The organism is Aphanothece microscopica RSMan92, assembly GCF_046613545.2.
In the GTDB taxonomy this organism is placed as follows: domain Bacteria; phylum Cyanobacteriota; class Cyanobacteriia; order PCC-6307; family Cyanobiaceae; genus NIES-981.
The window spans coordinates 1-889 of the sequence record NZ_JBKKKY020000234.1 but is presented as its reverse complement, the minus strand read 5'-3'; the positions used below and the strand labels follow the sequence as shown (position 1 = coordinate 889).

At 57.8% G+C, this 889-nt stretch carries 1 protein-coding gene; it reads right to left on the bottom strand.

Annotation, left to right across the window (positions count from 1 at the left end; genetic code table 11):
* On the bottom strand, nt 1–865 hold an 865-nt coding region (locus tag ACLD7X_RS17180), incomplete at its 3' end, for a bifunctional ADP-dependent NAD(P)H-hydrate dehydratase/NAD(P)H-hydrate epimerase (RefSeq protein ID WP_411424906.1).
* Nucleotides 866–889: the final 24 nt, after the last annotated feature.

Sequence of the window (889 nt, the reverse complement as noted above, 5' to 3'; positions counted from 1 at the left end):
CAGCGTCCTCCTGAAGGGCATCAAGAGGGAGGCCCGTCATCGCCGCAAACTCCCGCACATGTGGCGTCAGAATGAGTCGCTTGTCCTTTGGGAACTCCGCACATACCGCCAGAGCATCAGCATCGATCACAATGCGCTCCACCGTTGTTCCATGAAGAAAAGCGACGATAAGGTCGAGTGTGTCAGGCGAACGGGTCATACCTGGACCAATGACAACAACATCGGCGGGCTCCGCACGGTGCAGGAGTACGTCCAAAGCTTGCCTACCCAATACGCCATCGACATTTGCTGGCACCACCGTGGGCATCACTTCCCGCGGTGTTGCCGGGTGAATCAGAGGAGCTGCTATTTCAACAAGGCCAGCGCCTGCGGCCAGTGCTGCATGAGCCGTAAGTGACGGAGCACCTGGCATCGAGCGAGAACCACCAACGACAAGCACCCGACCGAAGTCGTGTTTGGATGAACGCTCCAAGCGTCGAGGCAGCAGGGATTTAACATCACCCTTTTCGAGAATCGACATTGGTAGTGCAAAGGCATCGACATTTGCCTGAGAGACTCCAATGGAACCGCGGTGGATTATACCGCAGACGGTTGGCCCCATCCTGCGGTACAGTCCTGGCTTCTGGGCGGCCAAGGCGATGGTGATATCTGCCCGGAATACGTCCTCATCGGCCTGACCCGTTTCGGCGTCCAATCCTGTTGGGACATCAATGGCAACCTTGAGCCCGACCGCTTCATTCATCATTCGACATAGCCGGGAAACGTCGGAACGGAGTGGCAATCCCCCACCTACGCCGATGAGGGCGTCAATGATGCAATCCCAGGGCTGAAGGAACAAACCATCGGCGTCCTTGGGTTCGCACAAGGACGCCTGAGCGCGAGCCATCGC